The 21,785-nt window shown below is 75.5% G+C and carries 23 protein-coding genes; 11 read left to right on the forward strand and 12 right to left on the reverse strand.

Annotated elements, in window-relative coordinates:
- Positions 1–43 precede the first annotated feature (43 nt).
- Genes CO540_RS08545 through CO540_RS08580 form a run of 8 tightly spaced genes read right to left on the reverse strand, consistent with a single transcriptional unit; the run spans position 44 to position 8,752 of the window.
- Entirely contained in the window at positions 44–1,033 is a 990-nt protein-coding gene (locus tag CO540_RS08545) for a DNA topoisomerase IB (RefSeq protein WP_099161604.1), read from the reverse strand.
- The gene (locus CO540_RS08550; protein ID WP_099161605.1) at positions 1,017–1,976 is read right to left on the reverse strand and encodes a glycosyltransferase family 9 protein; all 960 of its coding nucleotides are present in this window, start codon (positions 1,974–1,976) and stop codon (positions 1,017–1,019) included. The genes CO540_RS08545 and CO540_RS08550 overlap by 17 nt, the downstream gene beginning before the upstream one ends.
- A complete protein-coding gene (locus CO540_RS08555; protein WP_099161606.1) occupies positions 1,973–2,674 on the reverse strand; it encodes an SDR family oxidoreductase in 702 nt (233 codons plus the stop codon). Before CO540_RS08555 ends, CO540_RS08550 begins: the two co-directional genes overlap by 4 nt.
- A gap of 46 nt (positions 2,675–2,720) precedes the next feature.
- Positions 2,721–4,202 carry a PfkB family carbohydrate kinase gene (locus CO540_RS08560; RefSeq protein ID WP_371682294.1) on the reverse strand — a complete coding sequence of 494 codons (1,482 nt, stop codon included), beginning with the start codon at positions 4,200–4,202 and terminating at the stop codon, positions 2,721–2,723.
- Between the two features lie 26 nt (positions 4,203–4,228).
- Positions 4,229–4,903: an SIS domain-containing protein gene (locus tag CO540_RS08565; protein ID WP_099161608.1), complete on the reverse strand. Its 675-nt coding sequence runs from the start codon at positions 4,901–4,903 to the stop codon at positions 4,229–4,231.
- Positions 4,903–6,120, reverse strand: coding sequence for a glycosyltransferase (locus CO540_RS08570; protein WP_099161609.1), 1,218 nt, complete (start codon positions 6,118–6,120; stop codon positions 4,903–4,905). Before CO540_RS08570 ends, CO540_RS08565 begins: the two co-directional genes overlap by 1 nt.
- Entirely contained in the window at positions 6,105–7,079 is a 975-nt protein-coding gene (locus tag CO540_RS08575) for a glycosyltransferase (protein ID WP_099161610.1), read from the reverse strand. The genes CO540_RS08570 and CO540_RS08575 overlap by 16 nt, the downstream gene beginning before the upstream one ends.
- Complete coding sequence (locus CO540_RS08580; protein WP_099161611.1) at positions 7,076–8,752, reverse strand: HAD-IIIA family hydrolase; 1,677 nt, start codon at positions 8,750–8,752, stop codon at positions 7,076–7,078. Before CO540_RS08580 ends, CO540_RS08575 begins: the two co-directional genes overlap by 4 nt.
- Positions 8,753–8,932: 180 nt before the next feature.
- Between CO540_RS08580 and CO540_RS08585 the strand changes: the two genes are divergently transcribed.
- The gene (locus CO540_RS08585) at positions 8,933–9,379 is read left to right on the forward strand and encodes an SRPBCC family protein (protein WP_099161612.1); all 447 of its coding nucleotides are present in this window, start codon (positions 8,933–8,935) and stop codon (positions 9,377–9,379) included.
- Positions 9,380–9,469: 90 nt separating this feature from the next.
- Positions 9,470–10,237 (forward strand): polyprenol monophosphomannose synthase, encoded by a 768-nt coding sequence (locus tag CO540_RS08590; protein WP_099161613.1) that lies wholly within the window; start codon positions 9,470–9,472, stop codon positions 10,235–10,237.
- A 95-nt stretch (positions 10,238–10,332) separates the two neighbouring features.
- On the opposite strand, the gene CO540_RS08595 is transcribed toward CO540_RS08590, so the two are convergent.
- Positions 10,333–11,925 (reverse strand): NAD(P)/FAD-dependent oxidoreductase, encoded by a 1,593-nt coding sequence (locus CO540_RS08595; protein ID WP_099161614.1) that lies wholly within the window; start codon positions 11,923–11,925, stop codon positions 10,333–10,335.
- A gap of 72 nt (positions 11,926–11,997) precedes the next feature.
- Here CO540_RS08595 and CO540_RS08600 point away from each other — a divergent pair, with 72 nt between their 5' ends.
- The gene (locus CO540_RS08600) at positions 11,998–13,431 is read left to right on the forward strand and encodes an aldehyde dehydrogenase (protein ID WP_099161615.1); all 1,434 of its coding nucleotides are present in this window, start codon (positions 11,998–12,000) and stop codon (positions 13,429–13,431) included.
- Between the two features lie 60 nt (positions 13,432–13,491).
- Here the strand turns inward: CO540_RS08600 and CO540_RS08605 are convergent, their stop codons facing one another.
- Positions 13,492–13,896, reverse strand: coding sequence for a ChaB family protein (locus CO540_RS08605; protein WP_091583766.1), 405 nt, complete (start codon positions 13,894–13,896; stop codon positions 13,492–13,494).
- A gap of 143 nt (positions 13,897–14,039) precedes the next feature.
- On the opposite strand from CO540_RS08605, the gene CO540_RS08610 reads away from it, so the two are divergent.
- From CO540_RS08610 to CO540_RS08630, 5 genes are all read left to right on the forward strand, one after another.
- Positions 14,040–15,014 (forward strand): YihY/virulence factor BrkB family protein, encoded by a 975-nt coding sequence (locus CO540_RS08610; protein WP_099164665.1) that lies wholly within the window; start codon positions 14,040–14,042, stop codon positions 15,012–15,014.
- 86 nt (positions 15,015–15,100) lie between these two features.
- Complete coding sequence (locus tag CO540_RS08615) at positions 15,101–15,517, forward strand: DUF2795 domain-containing protein (RefSeq protein WP_099164666.1); 417 nt, start codon at positions 15,101–15,103, stop codon at positions 15,515–15,517.
- 55 nt (positions 15,518–15,572) lie between these two features.
- Positions 15,573–16,034: an SRPBCC family protein gene (locus CO540_RS08620; protein ID WP_091578334.1), complete on the forward strand. Its 462-nt coding sequence runs from the start codon at positions 15,573–15,575 to the stop codon at positions 16,032–16,034.
- 108 nt (positions 16,035–16,142) lie between these two features.
- A complete protein-coding gene (locus CO540_RS08625; RefSeq protein ID WP_091578336.1) occupies positions 16,143–16,406 on the forward strand; it encodes a hypothetical protein in 264 nt (87 codons plus the stop codon).
- Positions 16,407–16,566: 160 nt separating this feature from the next.
- Positions 16,567–16,779 carry a hypothetical protein gene (locus CO540_RS08630; RefSeq protein WP_091578338.1) on the forward strand — a complete coding sequence of 71 codons (213 nt, stop codon included), beginning with the start codon at positions 16,567–16,569 and terminating at the stop codon, positions 16,777–16,779.
- Positions 16,780–16,786: 7 nt separating this feature from the next.
- Here the strand turns inward: CO540_RS08630 and CO540_RS08635 are convergent, their stop codons facing one another.
- Positions 16,787–17,227 carry a hypothetical protein gene (locus tag CO540_RS08635; protein ID WP_099161616.1) on the reverse strand — a complete coding sequence of 147 codons (441 nt, stop codon included), beginning with the start codon at positions 17,225–17,227 and terminating at the stop codon, positions 16,787–16,789.
- Between the two features lie 162 nt (positions 17,228–17,389).
- On the opposite strand from CO540_RS08635, the gene CO540_RS08640 reads away from it, so the two are divergent.
- On the forward strand, positions 17,390–17,752 hold the full coding sequence (locus tag CO540_RS08640; protein WP_099161617.1) for a DUF6401 family natural product biosynthesis protein: 363 nt from the start codon (positions 17,390–17,392) through the stop codon (positions 17,750–17,752).
- Positions 17,753–17,809: 57 nt separating this feature from the next.
- On the opposite strand, the gene CO540_RS08645 is transcribed toward CO540_RS08640, so the two are convergent.
- Positions 17,810–18,667, reverse strand: a complete 858-nt coding sequence (locus CO540_RS08645) for a hypothetical protein (RefSeq protein ID WP_099161618.1) — start codon at positions 18,665–18,667, stop codon at positions 17,810–17,812.
- 200 nt (positions 18,668–18,867) lie between these two features.
- On the opposite strand from CO540_RS08645, the gene CO540_RS08650 reads away from it, so the two are divergent.
- Together CO540_RS08650 and CO540_RS08655 are read left to right on the forward strand one after the other, a co-directional pair.
- On the forward strand, positions 18,868–21,084 hold the full coding sequence (locus tag CO540_RS08650) for a SpoIIE family protein phosphatase (RefSeq protein WP_099161619.1): 2,217 nt from the start codon (positions 18,868–18,870) through the stop codon (positions 21,082–21,084).
- Positions 21,033–21,710 carry an HAD family hydrolase gene (locus CO540_RS08655; protein WP_099161620.1) on the forward strand — a complete coding sequence of 226 codons (678 nt, stop codon included), beginning with the start codon at positions 21,033–21,035 and terminating at the stop codon, positions 21,708–21,710. The genes CO540_RS08650 and CO540_RS08655 overlap by 52 nt, the downstream gene beginning before the upstream one ends.
- The last annotated feature ends 75 nt before the right edge of the window (positions 21,711–21,785 follow it).

Genomic DNA, 21,785 nt, shown 5'->3' on the forward strand with positions numbered 1-21,785 from the left:
GTCCCGCCGCGGGCGACCGCCCCCGGTGGTCGCCCGCCACCGTTCAGTCCGCCTCCTCCTCCAGCAACGCCAGGACGGACTTCTCCACCGCCTCCCGCGGCATCTCCGGCTGCACCGGCGCCAGCACCCCGTCGTGGTAGAGGTCGACCACGCGTGGGTCCACGTAGGACGTCCGGGCCACCGTCGGGGTGTTGCCGAGCAGCTCGGCGACCGACCGCATGACCGCGGCGACCGCCCGCCGGCGGCCGGTGACGGACCGCTGCGGGCCCGCCGTGGCCAGTTCGGCGGCGGCCAGGACGGTGGCGTGCCAGGTGCGGAAGTCCTTCGCGGTCATCTCCCCGCCGCTGGCGTCGCGCAGGTAGTCGTTGACCTCGTCGCTGCGCACGTCCCGCCAGGACCGCCCGTCCCAGTAGCCGAAGAGCCGCTCCTGGGCGTGCCGCCGCCGGCGCAGGTTGAGCAGCACCTGGCACAGCTCCGCGTCCTCGATCCGGCGGACCTGCTCGATGCCGCCCTTCGCCGGGAACTCGAAGACCACGCACCCGCCGCGCGAGCGGGCGTGCTCGGGGCGCAGCGTGGCCACGCCGAACGTCGGGTCGTCGCCGGTGGCGTACTGGTCGCTGCCCACCCGGAACGCACCCATGTCGAGCAGCCGGGCCACGGTGGCCAGCACCCGCTCCCGCCGCAGCCCGCGCAGCGCCAGGTCGTGCGCGACCCGGTCGCGCAGCGCGGGCAGCCGGTGGGCCACCTCCAGCACGTGGTCGAACTTCGCCTCGTCCCGCTTGCGACGCCAGTGCGGGTGGTAGAGGTACTGCTTGCGGCCGGCCGCGTCGATGCCGGTGGCCTGGATGTGCCCGTTCGGGAACGGCGAGATCCACACGTCCCGCCAGGCGGGCGGGACGACCAGTTCGCGCAGGCGCGCCAGCTCCGCCTCGTCGCGCACCGGCTCGCCCTTCGCGTCCAGGAAGAGCCAACCCTTGCCGCGCCGCCGGCGCCCGTAGCCCGGCCGGCCCGGGTCGCTACGCCGCAACCGCACCGGAGACCCGTTCCACCTCGGCCACCGCCGCCACCACCTCGTCGATCCCGATGGCACCCAATGTCGGGTGGGTTCCTACCCCGGCGAAACCCGCTGAATCCGGGTCGGGTCCGGCAGCCCGCGTGCCGCCGAGCACCCGGTGCCGGGGCCGGTCGGCCGGCGGACCCCAGCGCGCCGCCGGCACCGGACCGAACAGCACCACCGACGCGGTGCCGTAACCGGTGGCGAGGTGGGCCACGCCGGTGTCGCCGCTGACCACCAGCCGCGCGTCGGCCACCAGCGCGGCCAGTTCGGCCAGGCCGGTGCGGCCGGCCAGCACCGCCTCCGGCGGCAGCCCCGCGTCGCGGGCCACCCGGGCGACCAGCGCCCGCTCGTCCGCCGACCCGGTGAGCACCACCCGGTGCCCGCGCGCGGTCAGCGTCCGGGCCAGCCCGGCGAAGCGGTCCGCCGGCCACCGCTTCGCCGGGACCTTGCTGCCCGGGTGCAGCACCGTCACCCCGGCCGGTACGCGCGGCCCGGCCGGGCGGCGCAGCGCCAGGTCACCCGGGTCGGCCGGCAGCGCGTACGCGTGCAGCAGCCGGCACCAGCGGCGTACCTCGTGCTCGTCGTCGTCCCAGGCCGGACCGGTCGGGTGGCCGCCGGCCGGGTTGCGGTAGGCGAGCAGCCGGTCCGGCCGGATGGCGGCCAGCGCCCGGTGCGACTCGGGCCCTCGGCCGTGCAGGTTCACCGCCACCTCCGGCGGCGGTCCGGTCCAGTCGACCCGGTCCGGCCCGTCGGTGGGCAGCACCCGGTCGACCGCCCCGGTCAGCGCGGCCAGCGGCGCCAGCCAGGCCGGCGCGGCGAGCACCAGCTCCCGTCCGGGCAGCCCGGCGCGCAGGCCGCGCAGCGCCGGGACGGCGGTGGCCAGGTCGCCGACGCCGAGCGCCCGCAGCACCAGGATCACGGGTACGAGGACTCCTGCTCGGCGCAGACCACCATCTCCCGGACCGCGCAGCCGGCCGGTTGGGAGAGCGCGAACATGACCGCGGCGGCGGTGTCGGCGGGTTCGTTGAGCACGGCGTCCGGGCCGGGACGGTACTGGGTGTCCCGCTCGTCGAAGAAGGCGGTGCGCATGCCGCCGGGGATCAGCAGGGTCACCCCGACCGCGCCGGCCAGCTCGGCGGCGAGGGCGCGGGTGAAGCCGACCACCCCGAACTTCGCCGCGCAGTAGGCGGTGGCGTCGCTGACCGCCTTGACGCCGAGCGTGGAGGCGACGGTGACGATGGTCCCCCGGGACGCCTCCAGGTAGGGCAGCGCCGCCCGGATCACCGCCGCCGTGGCGAGCAGGTCCACCGTGACGATCCGCTCCCAGGTCTCGGCCGGCACGTCGATCAGCTTCCCGGGCACGTCCATGCCGGCCGCGGTGACCACGGCGTCCAGTCCCCCGGAGCGTTCCGCGAGGTCCCGCGTGGCGGCCTCGGCGGCGCGGGTGTCGGCCAGGTCGCACTCGGCCCACGGCACCCCGTCGGCGGGACGCTGCCGGTCCAGTACGAGCGGTCGGCCGCCGGAGCGGGCCACGGCGGCGACGACGGCCGCGCCGAGCCCGCTGGACCCGCCGGTGACCAGGACGGTGGGACCGGCTCCGGGCAGGCCGGCGCTCATGCCGCCGCCCGCCGTCCGGTGGTGCCGGACCGGATGCCTCGCTCGCTCATCGTGCTCCCTTCGCCGTGGACCGGACGGTCGTCTCGCCGACGGCCTCCGCCGGGGTCACCGTCGCGGCCGGCCAGCCGCCGTGCCCGCGGCCCGCGCGGGCCGCCGCGATCATGTCGGTGGTGGAGCGCCCGTCCAGGTACGGCACGACCACCGTGTGCCCGCCCCAGCGGGCGAGGACCTCCGCCTCGGGCAGCGTCTCGGTGCCGCCGCCGCTGGCGTAGTCGCCGCCCTTGACCCAGATGTCCGGGCGCAGCCAGGACAGCGCCGCCTGCGGCGTCGACTCGTCGAAGATCAGCACCGCGTCCACGCAGCCCAGCGCGGCCAGCAGCCGACCCCGGTCGCCCTGCGGCACGACCGGGCGCTCCGGCCCCTTGAGCCGGGCCACGCTGGCGTCGGAGTTCAGGCAGACCACCAGGCAGTCGCCGAGCTGCCGGGCCGCCTGGAGGGTCGCCACGTGCCCGGCGTGCAGCAGGTCGAAGCAGCCGCCGGTGGCCACCACGGTGCCGCCGGCCGCGCGTACCCGGGACACCACCTCGCCGGCCGCGCGGGCGCCGATCCGCTCCCCGCCCACGGTGACCACCGCCGGGGCGGCGGTCCGGACCGGCGCCGGCAGCGCCGTCGCCACTCCCCCGTCGGCCACGTACGCGGACGCCTCGGCGACCGCCTCCTGCACCGCCTCGGACACCAGCGCGCCCCGGGCCAGCGCCAGCGTGGCGGTGGCCGCGAACCGGTCCCCGGCGCCGCAGGTGTCCCCCTCGGCGGCCGGCGCCGGCACCACCAGCGGGGTGGAGCCGGCGTGGCAGAGCAGCGCGCCGTCCCCGCCCAACGTCACCGCGACCGCGCCCGCCTGCCAGCGCCGGCGCAACGCCTGCGCGCTGCGGGACGCGGTGGAGAGGCGGGAGCCGCCCGGCGGAACCTTGGCCAGGTCGCGGGCCTCCGGCTCGTTCGGGGTGGCCAGGTGCACGCCCGGCACCGCCGCCGGGCCGCGCGGGTGCGGGTCCCAGACCACCGGCGCCCGGGTGGCGGCGAGCGCGGCACGCAACGCCGGTAGCCCGGCGACCCCCCGGCCGTAGTCGCTGACCAGCACCGCGGACGCGGCGGCGAGCAGCCGCAGGACGGCCTCGCTCGGCTCCCCCGGCACGCCGGTCGCCCCGCCCCGGTCGTGCCGCAGGAGCACCCGCCCCCGGGCCCGCAGCCGGATCTTCTCCGGCGTCGCGCCGGCCAGCGGGAGCGCGTACAGCCGCACCCCGGCGGCGGCGAGCAGGGTGCCCAGCCGCGCCCCGCCGGCGTCGTCGGCGACGGCGGTGACCAGCGCGACCTCGGCGCCCTGCGCGGCCGCGAAGACCGCGGCCAGGCCGGCGCCGCCGGGACGGTCCACGGACGTGGTCTCGTCCAGTACCGGCACCGGGGAGTCCGGGCAGAGCCGGTTCACCAGCCCCTCGACGTCCCGGTCCAGCAGCGTGTCACCGAGCACCACCACGGGTCCCGCCATGCTCGACCTCCTCATCGGGTCTGCACCTCCGGATCCGGGTCGTCGAGCACCACCTCGACGCCGGCGCGCACCGGTCCGGCCGGGGCGCGGGCGGCGAGCGCCGCGGGCAGCGCCCGGTCGACGTACTCGCAGAGCACATGCACGGCCACCAGGTGCAGCTCCTGCACCACCTGCCCGTCCGGCGAGTCGATGGCGAGCCGTTCGTGGCAGAGGTCGGCGAGGGGGTTGGGGGCGGGGCCGGTGAAGGCCCAGCAGCGCAGTCCGCTGTCGTGGGCGGCGTGGGCGGCGGTGAGGAGGTTGGGGCTGGTGCCGCTGGTGGACAGGAGGAGAAGGAGGTCGTCGGGTCGGCCGTGGGCGCGGACCTGGCGGGCGAAGATTTCGTCGTATCCGTAGTCGTTGCCGATGGCGGTGAGGGCGCTGGTTTCGGCGTGCAGGGCGATGGCGGACAGGGGTTGGCGGTCGTGGCGGAGTTTGCCGACGAGTTCGGCGGTGAGGTGTTGGGCTTCGGCGGCGCTGCCGCCGTTGCCGGCCACCAGCAACCGCCCGCCGGCGGCGAGCCGGTGCGCCACCTCCTGACCCCAGCGGGCCAGCAGGTGCTCCGCGTCCCGCAGCGGCAGCAGCGCGGCGGCCAGCCGGGTCAGGTGGTCCTCCAGCACCGTCCCGCCGGCGGCCGGCGCGGCCGCCATCAGGCGACCACCCGGGTCGGCCGGCGCACGGTGGCCACCTCGCCGTACAGCTCGCCCAGCCGGTCGGCGGCGGTGGCCCAGGAGTAGCGAGCCCGGGCGCGCTCCAGCGCCGCGGTGGCGTAGGCGAAGCGGCGGATCCGGTCGCCGAGCAGGCCGCGGATCGCCGCGCCGAGCGCCGCCGGGTCGCGGGCGGGCACCAGGTCGCCGGTACGTCCCGGCACCACCGTGTCGATCAGCCCGCCGACCGCGGTACCGACCACCGGCACGCCGCACGCCATCGCCTCCAGCGGGGTGAGCCCGAACGGCTCGTACCAGGGGGCGGCGACCAGCACGTCCGCCGAGCGGTACCAGCGCCCCATCTCCTCGCGGGGCACCGCGCCGACGAGGCGGACCCGGTCGGCGAGGCCGAGCGAATCGGCCAACGCCCGCAGGCGCAACGCGTACGGGTCGGTCTCCAGCAGGCCGGCCGGAGGTCCGCCGACCACCACGCACTCGGCGTCGGGAACCGACGCGACGGCCTGGATGACGTCCTGGAAGCCCTTGCGCTCGACCAGTCGGCCGACGGTGAGGATGCGGGCCCGGCCGCCGTCCCGCTCGGCGACCGGGCCGAGCGGACCGAAGGTGGACAGGTTCACCCCCGACGGCACGACGGTCATCCGGGAGCGGGGCACGCCCATCCGGACCAGCTCGGCGACCTCGTCCTGGCACTGGGCGACCACCCGGTCCACCGCGCGGCCCAGGTCCCGTTCGTGGTCGATCCGGCCCGGCGGGCTGGTGTCCTGGGCGCCCTGGTGGCGGCGCTTGACGGTGCCCAGCGCGTGGTAGGTCTGCACCACCGGCACGCCGGTGCGCCGGGCGGCGGCGAGCCCGGCCAGTCCGCTCATCCAGAAGTGCGCGTGCACGACCTCGGGCTGCCAGTCGCCGGTGCGCCACCGCTCGGCCAGCCAGTCGGAGAACGCCGGCATGTACGGCAGCAGGTCGTCCTTGGCCACCGGCTCGGCCGGGCCGGCGGGCACGTGGACCACCTCGTACCCGTCCGGGGCACGGACGGTCACCGGCAGGTCCACCGCGTCGAGCCGGGTGTAGACCCGGACGTCGTGACCGGCGGCCGCGAGCGCGGCGGAGAGCTCGGCGACATGCGTGTTCTGGCCGCCGGCGTCCTCCCCGCCGAGGACGGCGAGCGGGCTGGCGTGTTCCGAGATCATCGCGATGCGCATACTTCCTCCTCCAGCAGCCGGTCCCAGTCGGCGAGGAATCGCTCCAGGCCGTAGCGGTCACGGGCGGCGGCCCGGGCCGCGGCGCCCGCCCGGCGGGCGGCCGCCGGGTCGTCCAGCAGGCCCCGGGCGGCGTCGACCAGCACGTCGACCCGGGTGGAGAGCGCGCCGGCGGCGGGTGGCACCGCCTCCACCGCCTCGGTGGTGGCCAGGGCCACCACCGGCATGCCCATGGTCATCGCCTCGATCAGGCTGAGCCCGAGTGAGGTCCAGCGGCACAGGTGCAGGTAGGCGCGGCGTCGGGCCAGTTCGGCGTGCATGGCGTGCTGGGGCACGTCGTCGTGGCCGGTCAGGCGGTCCTCGGGCAGCCCGAGGTGGGCGGCGAGCCCGGCCACCTTCATGCCGTAGACGTCCAGCGGCGCCAGCGCGGCGAACCGGGCGAGCAGGTCGGTGCCGGTGACCCGCCAGCGGCGTACCGGCTCGTTGATGACCACGGCGAGGCGGTCGAGTTCGCCGGTCCATTCGACGGTGGGGGTGACGACGCCGTGTTCGATGACGGCGGTGCGGGTGGCGCCGTTGTCGTAGAAGAGTTCGTTGAAGTGGGTGACGTGGGTGAGTAGGAGGTCGTCGCGGTCGGCCATGGGGTGGCGGGTGTTGGGCACGTCGCCCTTGGGGGTGTTGTGTTCGACGTAGATCGCGGGCAGGTCGCGTCCGGGGCGGCGGCGCAGCCATTCGGTGGCCAGGTCGAGTTCTTCGGGGCGTTGCAGGATGACCAGGTCGACGTGGGTGTGGGCGAGGTCCTCGGGGGTGATTTCGACGGCGTTGTCGGGCCAGGGGTAGGTGCGGGCGCGGCCGAGTCCGTAGGGGCCGCGGTCGGGGGTGACGGGCACCAGGTAGCGGTGCTTGCCGTGGACGAACGAGGTGGTCCACGAGCCGTGCACGTGCCACAGCAGGATGTTCATCCGACCACCCCGCCGGGGACGGGCGCCGGCACGGCGGCGGGTACGCCGAGCAGTCGCAGCGCCTCCAACACCCGGCCCGGCTCGACCGCCGACAGGCAGGGGTGGCCGGGGACCGGGCAGGCGGTGGCCCGGGTGTCGCGGCAGGGCGCGGCGGCGTCGCCGAGGCGGACCGTGGGCACCCGGTAGGGCCCCCACTGCCCGAACGGGACGGTCGGCGCGAAGAGGCTGACCACCGGCACGCCCAGCGCCGCGGCCAGGTGCGCCGGGCCGGTGTTGCCGACCACCAGCGCGCCGGCCCGGGCGATCACGCCGGCCAGCTCGGCGAGTCCGGTACGCCCGCCCAGGTCGACCCCGCCGGCCGCGGCGACCCGGGCGGTCAGCTCCCGCTCGTCGGGACCGCCGGTGACCAGCACCCGGTGCCCGGCCGCGCCGAGCACCCGGACCACCCGGGTGGCCAGCTCCACCGGGCAGGCGCGGGTCTCCACCGAGGACCCCGGGTGCAGCACCACGTAGCCGGGCGGCCCGGCGGCGGCCGGCGCCGGCGGCAGCCGGTCGGTGCGCAGCCGGAGTCCGGGTTGGTCGTCGGGGGGCAGCGGGTAGCCGGCGGCGGCGGCGAGGGAGAGGGCGCGTTCGGGTTCGGGTACGCCGGCGGGGACGCGGTGGCGGACGTCGAGCAGGGCGCCGGGGTAGTCGTCGCTGATGGCGCTGATGTGGGCGACGCCGGCGAGGCGCAGCAGCAGGGCCAGGGGCAGGGGTGACTGGTGGAAGCTGGTGAATATGACGGCCTCGTCGGCGCCGACGGCGGCGAGCCGGGCGGTGAGGGCCTGGATGGCGTCGGGGTCGACGGGTGGGGCGGGGGCGTCGATCCACGGCAGCGGCCATTCGATGATCTCGTCGACGCCGGGCAGCAGCTCGGCGGCGGCGCGGCCACGGGGGCCGCACAGGAGCACCACCCGGTCCGCGCCGGCCGCGACCGCGCGAATGCCCGGGCCGGTGACCAGCACGTCCCCGGCCGCGTCGCTGCGGACCACCAGCACGGTCCCCCGGGCCGCCCGACGCGCGGGCGCCGGGGCGGCCACCAGCCGCATCCGGGCCAGCACGGTGTCCACCGCGTCCGGCAGGTCGGCGGCGACCGTCGGCGCCGCGGCCACCTCGGCCGCCCGGGTGGCCGGTGTGGGCACCAGGACGGCGGCGGCACCGGCCGCGGCGGCGGCGGACATGTCGGCGCCGATGTCACCGATCAGCACGCACCGCGTCGGCGTGGTGCCGAGCACGCGGGCGGCCGCGTGCACCAGGCCGGGCGCGGGTTTGCGGCAGGCGCAGCCGTCGGCCTCCGCGTGCGGGCAGATCGCCCAGTGGTCGAACGGACCGAGCAGCTCCTCGACCCGGGCGTGCACCCGACGCATGTCCTCGGCGCTGAAGTACCCCCGCGCCAACCCCGACTGGTTGGTCACCACGGCCAACCGCAACCCGGCCGCCCGCAACCGGTCCAACGCCTCCCGCGCCCCCGGCACCGGCCGCACCTTCTCCGGATCCCCGTTGTACGGCACGTCCTCCACCAGCGTGCCGTCCCGATCCAGCAGCACCGCGTCGTACAGGCCGGACGGGGGCCGGCCAGAACCCGGGCCAACCCCGGCTGACCTGCACTGATCCCGCTCGTGGTCCGGTTGCACGGGCGGCGGGTTCCCGAGCCCCCGAGGAGTAAACGTCACCTTCGGCGGAGCCCACCCCGCCGGCGCCGCACGGGCCGTTCCACGCCTACCACGCCCGGCCCGGTGCGGCGATACCCGCCGCCCCGGAGAAGCTAACCCGTCCGCCGTTAGCGGCGGCTCCGGCGGGGGTACCGGACAGTGGTGGCAGTTGTGGAGAAAGTGATCGACGCACCCCCGGACCAGGTCTTCGAGGTGCTCGCCGACGGATGGACGTACAGCGACTGGGTGGTCGGCACCGTGCACGTGCGGGACGTGGACGACGACTGGCCGCGGGTCGGCAGCCGGTTGCACCACCGGGCCGGCCCCTGGCCGTTCTCGCTGCAGGACGCGTCCACCGTGCTGGAGTGCCGCGCGCCGCACCGGCTCGTGCTCCGGGCCGGGCTCTGGCCGGCGGGTGAGGCGATCGTGGCGTTCGTCCTGGAGCCGGTGGACGACGGGCGGACCCGGGTGACGATCGGCGAGGACTTCGCCGCCGGTCCGCTGCGCTGGGTCCGCACCAAGCTGAACGATCTGGTGCTGCACCAGCGGAACAAGGAGACGCTGGCCCGGTTGTCGGACATCGCCACGCGACAGCGGCCGGACCGGTGATCGGGCGGTCGCGGGGCGTCTGCGCGGAGCCGGTCAGGTGGACTGGCTACCCTCTCTGGTGAACCTGTCGGCCGACCGAGGAAGTCCGTGATGATCGAACCCGTGCAGTTGCCCTCCCCGTGGGCGGACGCGCGCCTGACCGTCGTCGTTCCGACCTACAACGAGGCGGGCAACCTCCCGGTGCTGGTCGAGCGCCTCCTCGCGCTGCCGCTGCCGGGGCTGAAGGTGCTCGTCGCGGACGACAACTCCCCCGACGGCACCGGTGAGGTGGCCGACAAGCTGGCCATCGAGCACCCCGACCGGGTCCTGGTGGTGCACCGTCCGGGCAAGGAGGGCCTCGGCCGGGCGTACGTGGACGGGATCAGCCGCGCGATCGACGACGGCGCGGAGTTCGTCGCCCAGATGGACGCCGACCTGTCGCACCCGCCGGAGGCGCTGCCCGGCATGCTCGGCGCGCTGCTCTCCACCCAGGCGGCCGTGGTCATCGGCTCCCGCTACGTGCCCGGCGGCGAGCTGGACGAGAACTGGCCGCTCTACCGCCGCGCGCTCAGCGGCTGGGCGAACCTCTACGTGCACACGCTGCTGCGGGTGCGGATCCGGGACCTGACCGCCGGCTTCAAGATCTGGCGGGCGGACGCGCTGCGCGCCATCGGGCTGGACCGGGTGCAGTCCAACGGCTACAGCTTCCAGGTGGAGATGCACTACCTCGCCACGAAGCTCGGCCACACCATCCTGGAGGTGCCGATCCGCTTCGAGGAGCGCCGCGAGGGCGACTCGAAGATGACCACCGCCACCAAGATCGAGAGCGCGTTGATGCCGTTCAAGCTGCGCAGCCGGCACCGCAACCTCGACTCCTGACCGGCCCTCCGGCCCCTCGCTCGCCGACAGATGCACGCTGCGTCACCGTGACGCGGCGTGCATCTTCCTATCTCGGGTGGACCGGCGCCTGCGGGTCAGCGGTAAACCGAGCGGTGGGCCGCGGCGATCGTCCGGGCGTACACCCCGCCCGTGACGGCCCGGTCGCGGGCCAGGGCCGCGCGGGCCGCGTTCGCGCCCGGCGCGCCGTGCACGCCGCCGCCCGGGTGCGCCGAGGCGCTGGCCAGGTAGAGCCGGTCCACCGGGGTGTCCGCCCGGCCCAGGCCGGGGATCGGCCGCAGGAAGAGCTGCTGGTACGCCGCCGCGGTGCCGCCGCCCAGCGCGCCGCCGACCAGGCTCGGCTCGGCCTCCTCCAGGTCGGCCGGACCGGCCACGTGCCGCCCGACGACGGACGCGCGAAAACCCGGCGCGGCCGCCTCCAGCACCTCCTCCATCCGTTCCACGTGCGCCGCCACCTCCTCGGCCCGCCAGTTCCGTCGGAACGGCAGGTGGGTGTAGGACCAGAGCGACTCGGTGCCCGGCGGTGAGTGGCTCGGGTCGGCCACCGTCATCTGGCCGACCAGCAGGAACGGGTCCGCCGGCACCTCACCGCGGGCCAGCGCGGCGGCGTACGTGGTGAGCCCGTCCAGGTCCGCGCCGAGATGCACGGTGCCGGCGCCGGCCAGCTCGCGGTTCTGCCACGGCATCGGCGCCGACAGCGCCCAGTCGACCTTGAGCGTGGAGCCGTCCCACCGGAAGTGCGCCAGGTCCTCCACCAGCCGGGGCGGCAGCGCCGCCGCGCCCACCAGGTCCAGGTAGAGCGCCGGGGCGGGGACGTCGGCGAGCACGGCACGTCGGGCGCGCCAGTCGGTCCCGCCGGCGGTCCGCACGCCCATCGCCCGCCCCCGCGCGGTGAGCACCCGCTCGACCCGGGCGCCGTACTCGATCCGGCCGCCGCGGGCGACGAGCCGGGCCACCAACGCGTCGGTGATCCGCTGCGCGCCGCCGACCGGCACCGGCCAGCCGACCTGCTGGCCGAGCATGGCGAGCAACCAGCCGTACACCCCCGAGCCGGCCTCCTCCGGGGACAGGTCGGTGTGCAGGGCGCAACCGGCCAGCAGCGCCGGCCCGCCCTCGCCGTCGAAGAGCTCCGCGCCGAGCTTGCGCACCGGGAGCACGAGCCGTCGGGCCAGCCGCAGCGCGCCGGCGACCCGGAGCCGGCGCAGCAGGCCCAGCCCGCCGCGCACCGGCGGGAACGGGCTGGTGATGGCGTCCAGCATCGGCTCGGCCACCTGGCACCAGTCCGCGTACGCGTGCCGCCAGCGCTCCCCGTCGCCCGGGGCGAACGTCTCCATCGACGCGGCCGTGCGGTCGAGATCGCGGTTGACCACCGCGGCCCGGCCGTCCGGGAGCAGGTGCGCCAGCACGTCCGGCGCGTTGGTCCAGGACAGCCCGTGGCGCTCCAGGTCGAGCCCGCCCAGCACCGGGGAGGCGTAGCCGAGCGGATAGAACGAGCTGTAGAGGTCGCTCAGGTAGCCGGGCGCGGTCACCTGCGCCGAGCGCACCGCTCCGCCGGGCGCCTCGGTGGCCTCCAGCACGAGGACGTCCCAGCCCGCGTCGGCCAACAGATTCGCGGCCACCAGACCGTTGTGCCCGGCCCCGATGACGACGGCGTCGGCGGTCGAAATCATCCGATCCGCCTACCCGGCCGGTCACCGGGCGAAACGCGTTTGCCTCGCCCGGACCGGGGCATCCATGGCCGCATGTACACGGTTGCGCAGCTCATAGGTGGGGTGTGGGGCGCCGGTGGCGAGGGCGGCGAACTGGTCGTCCACGACCCGGCCGACGGATCGCCCGTGACCCGGGCGCCGGTGGCCACGGCGGACGAGGTGGCCAAGGCGGTCGAGGCCGCCCGGGGCGCCGCCGCGGAGTGGGCGGCCACCGCGCCGGCGGAACGGGCCGCCGCGCTGCACCGGGCGGCGGACGCGGTCGAGGCCGCCGCGGCGGAACTCGCCGAGGCGACCACCGCGGAGATGGGCAAGCCCCTGGACGACGCGCGGGGCGGCGTGGCGGCGGGCGTCGGCACGCTGCGACAGTACGCCGAGCTGGCGCCGGTGCGGGGCGGACGGACCCTGCACGGCAGCCACCCGGCGCTGGACTTCATGGCTCCCGAGCCGCGCGGCGTGGTCGCCGCGATCACCCCCTGGAACGACCCGGTGGCGGTCTCCTGCGGCCTGCTCGGCGCGGCGCTGGTGACCGGGAACGTGGTGCTGCACAAGCCGAGCGAGCGCACCCCGGCCACCGGGTGGCTGCTGGCCCGGGCGTTGGACTCGGCGTTGCCGGCCGGGGTGCTGTCGCTGCTCACCGGCGGCGCGGAGGTGGGCGCCGCGCTGGCCGGTCAGGAGCTGGACGTGGTGGCCCACGTCGGGTCCACCGCGACCGGCCGGGCGATCGCCGCGGCGGGCGCGCGCACCGGCGCGAAGGTGCTGCTGGAGAACGGCGGCAGCGACCCGCTGGTGGTGGACGCGGACGTCGACCCGGTCTGGGCCGCCGAGCAGGCGGCGCTGGGCTGCTTCGCCAACGCCGGCCAGATCTGCGTCGCGGTGGAGCGGATCTACGTGCACCGCGACGTCGCCGAGGACTTCGTCGACGCGCTGGTGGCCCGCGCCGAGGCGCTCGCCACCGGACCTGGCCGTGACCCCGACACGCAGCTCGGCCCGCTCGTGGACCGGCGGCACCGGGACCACGTGCACGGGCAGGTCACCGCCGCGGTCGCCGAGGGCGCCCGGGTCCGCACCGGCGGCACGATCCCGGACGGGTCGGGCGCGTTCTACCCGGCCACGGTGGTGGAGGGCTGCCGCCACGAGATGGCGCTGGTCCGCGAGGAGACGTTCGGCCCGGTCGCCCCGGTGGTGGTGGTCGACTCGTTCACCGAGGGGCTGCGCTGCGCGGCCGACTCCCCGTACGGTCTGGCGGCCACCGTGCTGACCAGCTCGATGAGCCACGCCCAGCGGGCCTGGCGGGAACTGCCGGTCGGCACCGTCAAGGTCAACGCGGTGTTCGGCGGCGCGCCGGGCGGCGCGGCCCAACCGCGCCGGGGCAGCGGCCAGGGCTTCGGGTACGGCCCGGAGCTGCTCGACGAGTTCAGCACGGTGAAGGTGGTGCACCTGGAGGCGCCGGGCGGCGGCCACTGGTGAGCCGACAGCGTCGAGCCCGGGACCTGCGCGGTCCCGGGCTCGACGTCGTACGGTGGCGGTTCAGCGACCGCCGCGCGCCTTGCGGGTGGCGGTGTCGTTGGCCTTCTCGATCGCCTTCACCAGCTCCGGCTTGGTCATCCGCGACCGGCCGCGCACGTCCAGCTTCTTCGCCACCTCCATGAGGTGGTCCTTGGTGGCGTTGGCGTCCACGCCGCCGGCCGTGGGCGCGCGGCGGGCCGGTCCACCGCCGGCGGCCTGCTTGTCGCTCGGCCCCTTGCGGCCCTTCGGCTCCCAGTGGTCGCCGACCTTCTCGAACTCGTGCTTGACCGCGGCGAAGGCGGCGCGGTGCGCCCGCTCCCCCTCGCCGTACGTCTCGACCGCCGAGTCGTGCGTCTTCTCCCAGGTCCGCTGCGCCTTGGCCGGGGACCGCTTCAGCGTGCTGGGCAGCACCTCACGCCCGGGCATCTCGTCCACCTCCGTCTCGATCGGGTGTCCCCTGTCGTTCCCTTTCGCTCCGGGGACAAACCGGCGCACGGTTTGTCGATTTCCGCCGTGGGGTACCGCCGGGCCACGCCCGGTGGCGCGGCCGGCGCGTGGAGGAGGCGGTCATGACGGCGACGACACCACCCGCGGTCGGTGACCGGCCCCGGTCCCGCTTCCCGCGACGCATCCGTCAACTGAACTGGCGCACCTGGCGGGGCGTGCTGGTGCGCAGCGGCCAGGGCTTCGTCAAGGACAACTGCGCCGACTGGGCGGCCGCGCTCACCTACTACGGTGTGCTGGCGCTCTTCCCGTCCACGGTCGTGGTGGTGGCGCTGGTCGGGCTGGTCTCCGACGGTCCGCGCACGGTGGACACCGTGATCGACCTGGCACGCGAGATCGGCGCCGGCTCGGTGGTCGGCAACGACGCGTTCATCGGCGTGGTGCGCAACGTGGTCGAGCAGCAGGGGTCGGCGAAGGTGCTGCTGAGCTTCGGCCTGCTCGGCGCGCTCTGGTCCGCCTCGGGCTTCATCGGCGCGTTCACCCGGGCCTCCAACGCGATCTACGGGGTCGAGGAGGGACGGCCGTTCTACCGCCTGCGCCCGCTGCAGATCGGCATGGCCGCGATCACCCTGCTGCTGCTCGCGGTCGTGGCGACCGGGCTGATCGTCAGCGGCCCGGTCACCGACGCGGTGGGTGACCTGCTGCACGCCGGCGCCCTGGCCCGGACCACCTGGTCGGTGACGAAGTGGCCGCTGCTGGCCCTGGTCGCGATGACGTTGCTGTCGCTGCTGTTCTGGATCGCGCCGAACGTGCGTCAGCCCCGTTTCCGCTGGCTCACCCCCGGCGGCGCGCTGGCGCTGCTGGTGTGGGTGGCGTCCTCCTTCGGCTTCGGCCTCTACGTGGCCAACTTCGGTTCCTACGACGTCACCTACGGCAGCCTCGGCGCGGTGATCGCGTTCCTGGTCTGGCTCTATCTGTCGAACTGCGCGTTGATGCTCGGCGTGCAGGTCAACGCGGAGCTGCAACGGGGCCGGGCGATGCAGGCCGGGGTGGACGAGCCGGCCGATCCGGTGCTGCCGCCGCGCGCGCCGGCCGACTGAGACCGGCCGCCCGGTTCCGCCCCGGGTGACCGGGTCCCCCGACCCGCGCCGGTTTACCGGCGATCCCCCGGGGCATGTCTGTGGGCATGGAACGTGGCAGCAGCAAGCACTCGCCCAGGGTCGACGATCAGATGAGCAGCGAGGTCAGCGGTCTCGTCCAGGGGCCGGGCACCGGGGGCTCGCGGGTCGACGAGTTCCGCGTCCCCGAGCCGGCCGGCGAGGACCAGCCCGAGGCCACCACGGCCCCGGCCGGAGAGCTGCGCACCGGCGCTCCGCAGGGGATGAGTTCCCAGGACGTGGAGGCGCGCAGCCGCCTCGGCCGGTTCATCGGCATGGCGGCGCTGCCCGGCGACCGCGACACGCTGGTGGCCAACGCCCGGGAGAACGAGGCGCCCGCGGACGTCGTCGCGGCGCTGGAGAGCCTGCCGGAGGGCACGCGTTACCAGACGGTTTCCGAGGTGTGGGCCGCACTCGGGCACAAGAACGAGACGACGCGCTGGTGAGCGGACCGGCCCACGGTCCGCACCACGACACCGGCGGAACAGGAGGAACCCCGACATGAGCGGCGTTATGGAACACGTGGACGTGGACGTCCCGATCCGGACCGCGTACGACCAGTGGACCCAGTTCGAGGAGTTCCCGCACTTCATGGAGGGCGTGCAGGAGGTCCGGCAGCTCTCCGACACGATGACGCACTGGACCGTGGAGATCGCGGGGGTCAAGCGCGAGTTCGACGCCGAGATCACCGAGCAGCTGCCGGACGAGCGGGTCGCCTGGCGCTCCACCGGGGGCACCCAGCAGGCCGGCGTGGTGACCTTCCACCGCCTGGACGAGGGGCACACCCGGGTCACGCTGCAGATGGAGTTCGAGCCGCACGGCGTGGTCGAGCAGGCCGGCGACAAGCTGGGCGTGGTCGACCGCCGGGCCAAGGGCGACCTGGCGCGGTTCAAGACGTTCATCGAGCGGCGCGGTCAGGAGACCGGCGCCTGGCGCGGTGAGGTCGACCGGCCGACTCCCTGAGTCCCCGCTTCCCCCCGTACCGAAGCTTCGATGGCCGCCGGCTCGCCCGGCGGCCATCACGCTGTCCGGCGGCCGTTTGCGATCATTCCGCCCGGGTACCGCAGGGAAATGACCGACAACGACCGCCACGTGTGGCGCGACGAGGACCGCACTCCCCTGCACGAGCTTGACCAGGCGATCGCCCGGTCGACGCTGGACGGCCAGGCCGACGACGCCACCGGCAACGACGCCGGCGAGGAGGCCGCGTTCGGCCACGGTCCCGAGGCGGTGGACCGGGGCGCCGGCCCGGAGGCCGAGCGGCGGGAGATGACCGACGCGGACCGGGCGTACCGGCCGTCGACCACCGGCCGGACCGGGCCGGACACCATGTGAGGCGCCGGCTCCGGGGGCCGGAAGCTACCCGGAGCCGGTCACCCTACGCTCGACCGAAACGACAAAAAGTGAGGTACGGGCGGTCGGGAAAACGGACAGCCCATCCAGAATCGGCCGAACGGCTGACGGCACTCCCCCCGTGGCGCGTAAGACTTTCGGGATGGATCAGGGCTCCGCTTTCCTCTCCACCCGTCAGCGCCGCCTCGCCTGGTTGGGCTTCCTGCTCGCCGCCGTCCAGGCGCCGGTCGCCGCGAAGTTCACCGACGACAGCTCCTGGCTCTTCAGCCTGGTGGTCGCGTTGATGGTCGCGACCGTGATCATCGCCGACGACGGCGCGCGCCGCCGTCCGGCCGACGCGCGCTCCTCGGACTGACTCCTCGCTACGCCGGGCGCGCCTCGTGCCCCGGCCGGCCCCGGGTACGGCGGCGCTCCTTCATCTCCGCCTCGTAGAGGTGCCGCCGACCGCCGACCAGGTCGTCCCGGGCCTGCCGGTCCATCTCCCGGAACAGCGCGTAGTAGCCGTCGTCGAAGTCCTCGACGATCTGGAAGGTCCACCGCCCGGCGATGACGTTGCGACCGAGCAGGTCGCGGTCGATCCGCTCGGCGAGGGCCGGGTGCCCGGCGGAGCGGAACAGCTCCACCGCGTCGTCCAGCATCAGGTCGGCGTGGCCGATCAGCTGGTGCAGTTCGTAGAGGTGGCCGCGGGCCCGCTCGACGCACTCCAGGGCCTCGCTGAGCTTGCCCAGCGCCTCGACCGTGGCGTCACTCACCCCGTCCGGGCGGCGGTGCGCCCGGTCCGGTCCGTCGTGCGGCTGTCCCATCCTGTTCCTCCACGGGCTCGCTGCGCCGTCCGCGCGGTTTCCTTCTGCCCCGGGACGGGCGGCTCAATCCCGCCGGACGACACCGCCGGTCACCCGGCCGATCCGGGCATCGGCCGGTCGGCCGAGGTCACCCCGCTCCCGCCGGGGCTAGCCTCGGTCACCATGCGCGTGCCGAACAACCGGGTCGCGACCCCCTCCGCGGCGGTGGCCGCACGGTCGACCCTCACCACGCTGACCACCGCCGTCGGCACCGCCGGGCTCGCCGCGGCCTTCGCGAACCCCGGGCTGCTCGCCGAGGTCGACCAGCACGCCGCCGGCGTACGCGACAGCCTGCACGGCGACCGCCGGCCGCTGAGCGTGGCGGCGCTCGCCGGCTATGCCGAGGGGCTGCGCGACGCGGCGACGGAGCACGGCTGGACGCCCCCGGAGGGGCCGGTCGACTGGTCGGCGCCGGGCTGGTTGCTCACCCGCCTGCTCGCGGTCTGCCTGCTGGCCCGCGCGCTGGACCCGCGACACCTGGCCTGAGGCACGGCGACGGGGTGTCCGCGATCGCCCCGCGAACACCCCGGTCATCCGCCTCCGTCAGCCGTTGGGCCGGCGGAACTGCTGCGTCTGGTCGCCCGACTGCCCGGAGCGGTAGGTGCCCGCCCCCGACATCGACTCCGGCCCGGTCGGGGTCGGCTGTCCGCCCCGGTCGGCCATCTGCCGCTCGTAGTCGCCGCGACCCGCCTGCTGCGCCTGCCGCTGCTCCCGGAACGCCCGGGACTCCTCGGCGGCCCGGTGCAGCCAGCCGTCCCAGCGGTCCTGCATCGGCTTGATCAGACCACCGCCGACACCCACGATCAGGATGCCCGCCACGGTGGCGAGGAAGGCCACGAGCACCGGTGTGGTCACCGTGGTCGCGATGCCCACCTGGTTGAGCGCGGCGATGATGCCGAGCGCCAGGATGAAGATCGCGGTCACGTCGGCCAGCACCCGGCCGTACGAGAGCCCGCCGAGCGCGCCGGAGACCAGGTCCCGGACGGCGTTGGCGATGGCGGCGGCGATCACCACGATGACGATCGCCACGAAGGCCCGCGGCAGCCAGGACACCACCCCACGGATCAGGTCGCTGATCGCGTTGGGCCCCCACACGCCGAAGGCGAACTGCAGGGTGAACAGCAGGACCGCGTAGTAGGCCAGTCTGGCCAGGATGTCGCTGGCGTCGTACCTGGTGCGTTCGAGGGCGCGTTTGATCCCGCCGCGTTCCACGGCGCGGTCGAACCCGACCCGTTCCAGTGCCGCGTCCACGATTTTGAGGACGGCTCGGGCGATGAGCCAACCCACCACGAGGATCGCGATGAACGCGATGGCCCTCGGTACGAAGAGCAGCACCGACCTCCAGAAGTCGGTCCAGGCCGCACCGATGTCGACCTGACCGACCGCGAGGGTTTTCGGCATGATGTCCCTCCTGTCGCGTGAACTGCGCCGCCCGCATACCCGATGACCTCGGCAGCACGCCGAGCCGGACCCGGCCAATTTCCCGACATGCCCTGCCGAACCGGACCTGACCTGCACTAACGTCCGGCCGCCCGAGGACCGGGGGCGGCTCGGGCCACACGATCGGAACCGGACCGCCACGCTCCGGTTAGGCTGCGGTCATGCCAGGCACCGTCGGTCGGGTTCCCACGCCCTCCGTCCCCACTCCGGGAGCGCCCGCCGGCCCGGTCGCCACCGGGCCGGCCGCCGCGACCGCCCACCCGTGGGCCGACACGCCGCTGGGCGCGCCGGAGAACTGGGACCCCGCGGTCCGCGCCGTGATGGACGTGGTGCTGGACTCGCCGGTGCCGATGGCGCTGCTTCTCGGCGACGACCTCGTCCTGCACTACAACGAGGGGTACGCGGAGCTGATCGGCGACCGCCACCCGGACGCGCTCGGCCGGCCGGCGGCGGAGGTGTTCGCCGAGGTGTGGCGGGAGGCCGGCGCCGGCGAGGCGCTGGAGCGCGTCTACCGGCGGGGCGAGCCCTTCCTGGAGCGGGAGGCGGTGCTGCCGGCCGACCGGCAGGGCGGGGGCCCGGCCGAGCCGGCCGTGTTCACCCGCGGCCACTCCCCGGTCCGCGACTCCACCGGCCGCATCGTCGGCGTGCTCACCGTGTCGGCGCAGACCACCCAGCTCACCCAGCAGCTGCAGAGCCTGAGCGACTTCGCCGCGGCGCTCTCCGGCACGCTCACGTTGGACGACGTGGCCCGGGTGACGCTGCGCTACTGCCTGCACTCGTTCGACGCCGACCGGGTCTCCCTCGCGGTGGACGAGGGCGCAGCGTGGCGGTTGGTCCGGCGCATCCGGGGTGAGCTGCTCGACGAGGCCGACGAGCGACTGCCCCCGCTGTGGCGTCGGATCGGCGCCGACTCGGCGCTGCCGGCGGTGGTGACGGCGCGCAGCGGTGTGCCCTCGTTCGCCGCCGACGGGCAGCCGCTGCGCGACGTCGCGGCGGACCGGCACGACGAGAAGATCCGGGCGCTCGCCGCGCTGCCGCTGCGCTCCTCGGTGATCCGGGGCGCGCTCACCGTGGGCTACCAGGCGCCGCGGCCCTGGTCCCCGGCGGAACGGGCGCTGCTCGCCGCGTCGGCCGAGCTGATCGGCCAGGCCGCCGAACGGGCCCGCCGGTTCGAGACCCAGCACGGCACCGCCCAGTTGTTGCAGCGCAGCATGCTGCCGGAGCAGCTGCCCGACCTGCCCCGGCTGCGCATCGCCGCCCGCTACGAACCGGGCGTCGACGGCAACGCCGCCGGTGGCGACTTCTACGACGCGTTCCTGCTGCCCTCCGGCGCGCTGGGCGTGGTCCTCGGCGACGTGGCCGGCCACGACGTGCAGGCCGCCGCCCGGATGGGTCAGGTACGCGCCGCGCTGCGCGCGCTCGCCCTGTCCGACTCCCGCCCGGACGCGGTGCTCGGCGGGCTGGACCGGCTGGTCGGGAGTCTCGGCACCGAGGGCGGCACGCACGAGCTCTTCGTGACCGTGGTGTTCGGCGTGGTCGACGTGGACCGCGAGGTGCTCACGCTGAGCAGCGCCGGTCATCCCGCGCCGCTGATCCGGCGCGGCGGTCCCGACGCCGACGCCGAGTTCGTCGAGGTGCCACCCGGCCCGCCGCTGGGCCTCGGCGGCCGGGCCCGGACGGTCACCGTGCCGTTCCGTCCCGGCGACACGCTGCTGCTCTACAGCGACGGGGTGGTGGAACGACGCTGGCAGGACCTGGCGAGCGGGCTGGCCGGGCTGGGCGCGGCGGTGAGCGCCGCGAGCAGTGGCGACCCCCGCGCGCTGTGCGCGGTCGCGACCGCCGCCGTGCCGGGCGCGACCGAGGACGACGTGGCCGTGCTGGCGGTGGAGCACGCGGTCCGGCCCAGCCGGTCGGCCGGCATGGAGGTGCCGGCCGAGCCGACCGCGCCGAGCCGGGTCCGGCACTGGCTGACCGCCCAGCTCACCGAGTGGCAGGTCCCCGAGGCGGTGGTCGGCGCCGCGGTGCTCTGCACCAGCGAGCTGACCACCAACGCGCTGCTGCACGCCGGCACCGCCGCCCGGGTGGAGATCGACCTCAGCGCGGAACGCCTGCTGGTCTCGGTCGCCGACTCCGGCACCCGGGGGCAGGTCACCCGGGCCCAGACCGACACGCTGAGCAGTCGTGGCCGTGGGCTCGGCCTGATCGAGGAGCTGAGCGACGCCTGGGGCACCGACCCGACGGTGCGGGGTTCGACGGTCTGGTTCGAGATCCTCATCCCCGGGGCGGGTCACGCGTCGACGCCGCCGCGGCGGGGTAGGAGGCACCCATGGCCGACGACACGCGCCGCGGCGTCCTCTTCGACGTGGACGGCACCCTGATCGACTCCACCTACCTGCACACGGTGAGCTGGTGGGAGGCGCTGCGTCAGGCCGACCACCGGGTGCCGATGGCCCGGATCCACCGGTCCATCGGCATGGGCTCGGACAAGCTCCTCGACCACCTGCTCGGCGCCGAACGGGACCGTGACGCCGACGGCCGGCTGCGCGACGCGCACGACGCGCTCTACGCCGAGTACTGGGAGCGGCTGGCGCCGTTGCCCCGGGCGCGGGAGCTGCTGCACGCCTGCGCGGAGCGCGGGTTGCGGGTGGTGCTGGCCACCTCGGCCGCCGCGCACGAGGTGACCGCGCTGCGCGCCGCGCTGGACGCCGACGAGGTGATCGACACGGTCACGTCCTCCGCCGACGCGCAGGAGAGCAAGCCGGCGCCGGACATCCTGGAGGCGGCGCTGGACCAGTCCGGGCTGACCGCCGACCGGGTGGTCTTCGTCGGCGACTCGGTCTGGGACGTGGCCGCCGCCGGCAAACTGGACATCCCCTGCATCGGCCTGACCTGCGGCGGCACCGGCCGCGCCGAGCTGGCCGGCGCCGGGGCGGTGGCGGTGTACGAGGACCCGGCGGACCTGCTGGACGCCCTGCCCGAGAGCGCGATCGGCACCCTCGGCTGAACCGCCGCCGAACTCGGCCGCACCGCCAGGCTTAGCCCGACCCCCGACGGGGCACTGCTGGCACCACCGCCCGGC

Origin of the sequence: Micromonospora sp. WMMA2032 (genome assembly GCF_002688545.1) — a bacterium.
In the GTDB taxonomy this organism is placed as follows: Bacteria; Actinomycetota; Actinomycetes; order Mycobacteriales; family Micromonosporaceae; genus Micromonospora; species Micromonospora sediminicola.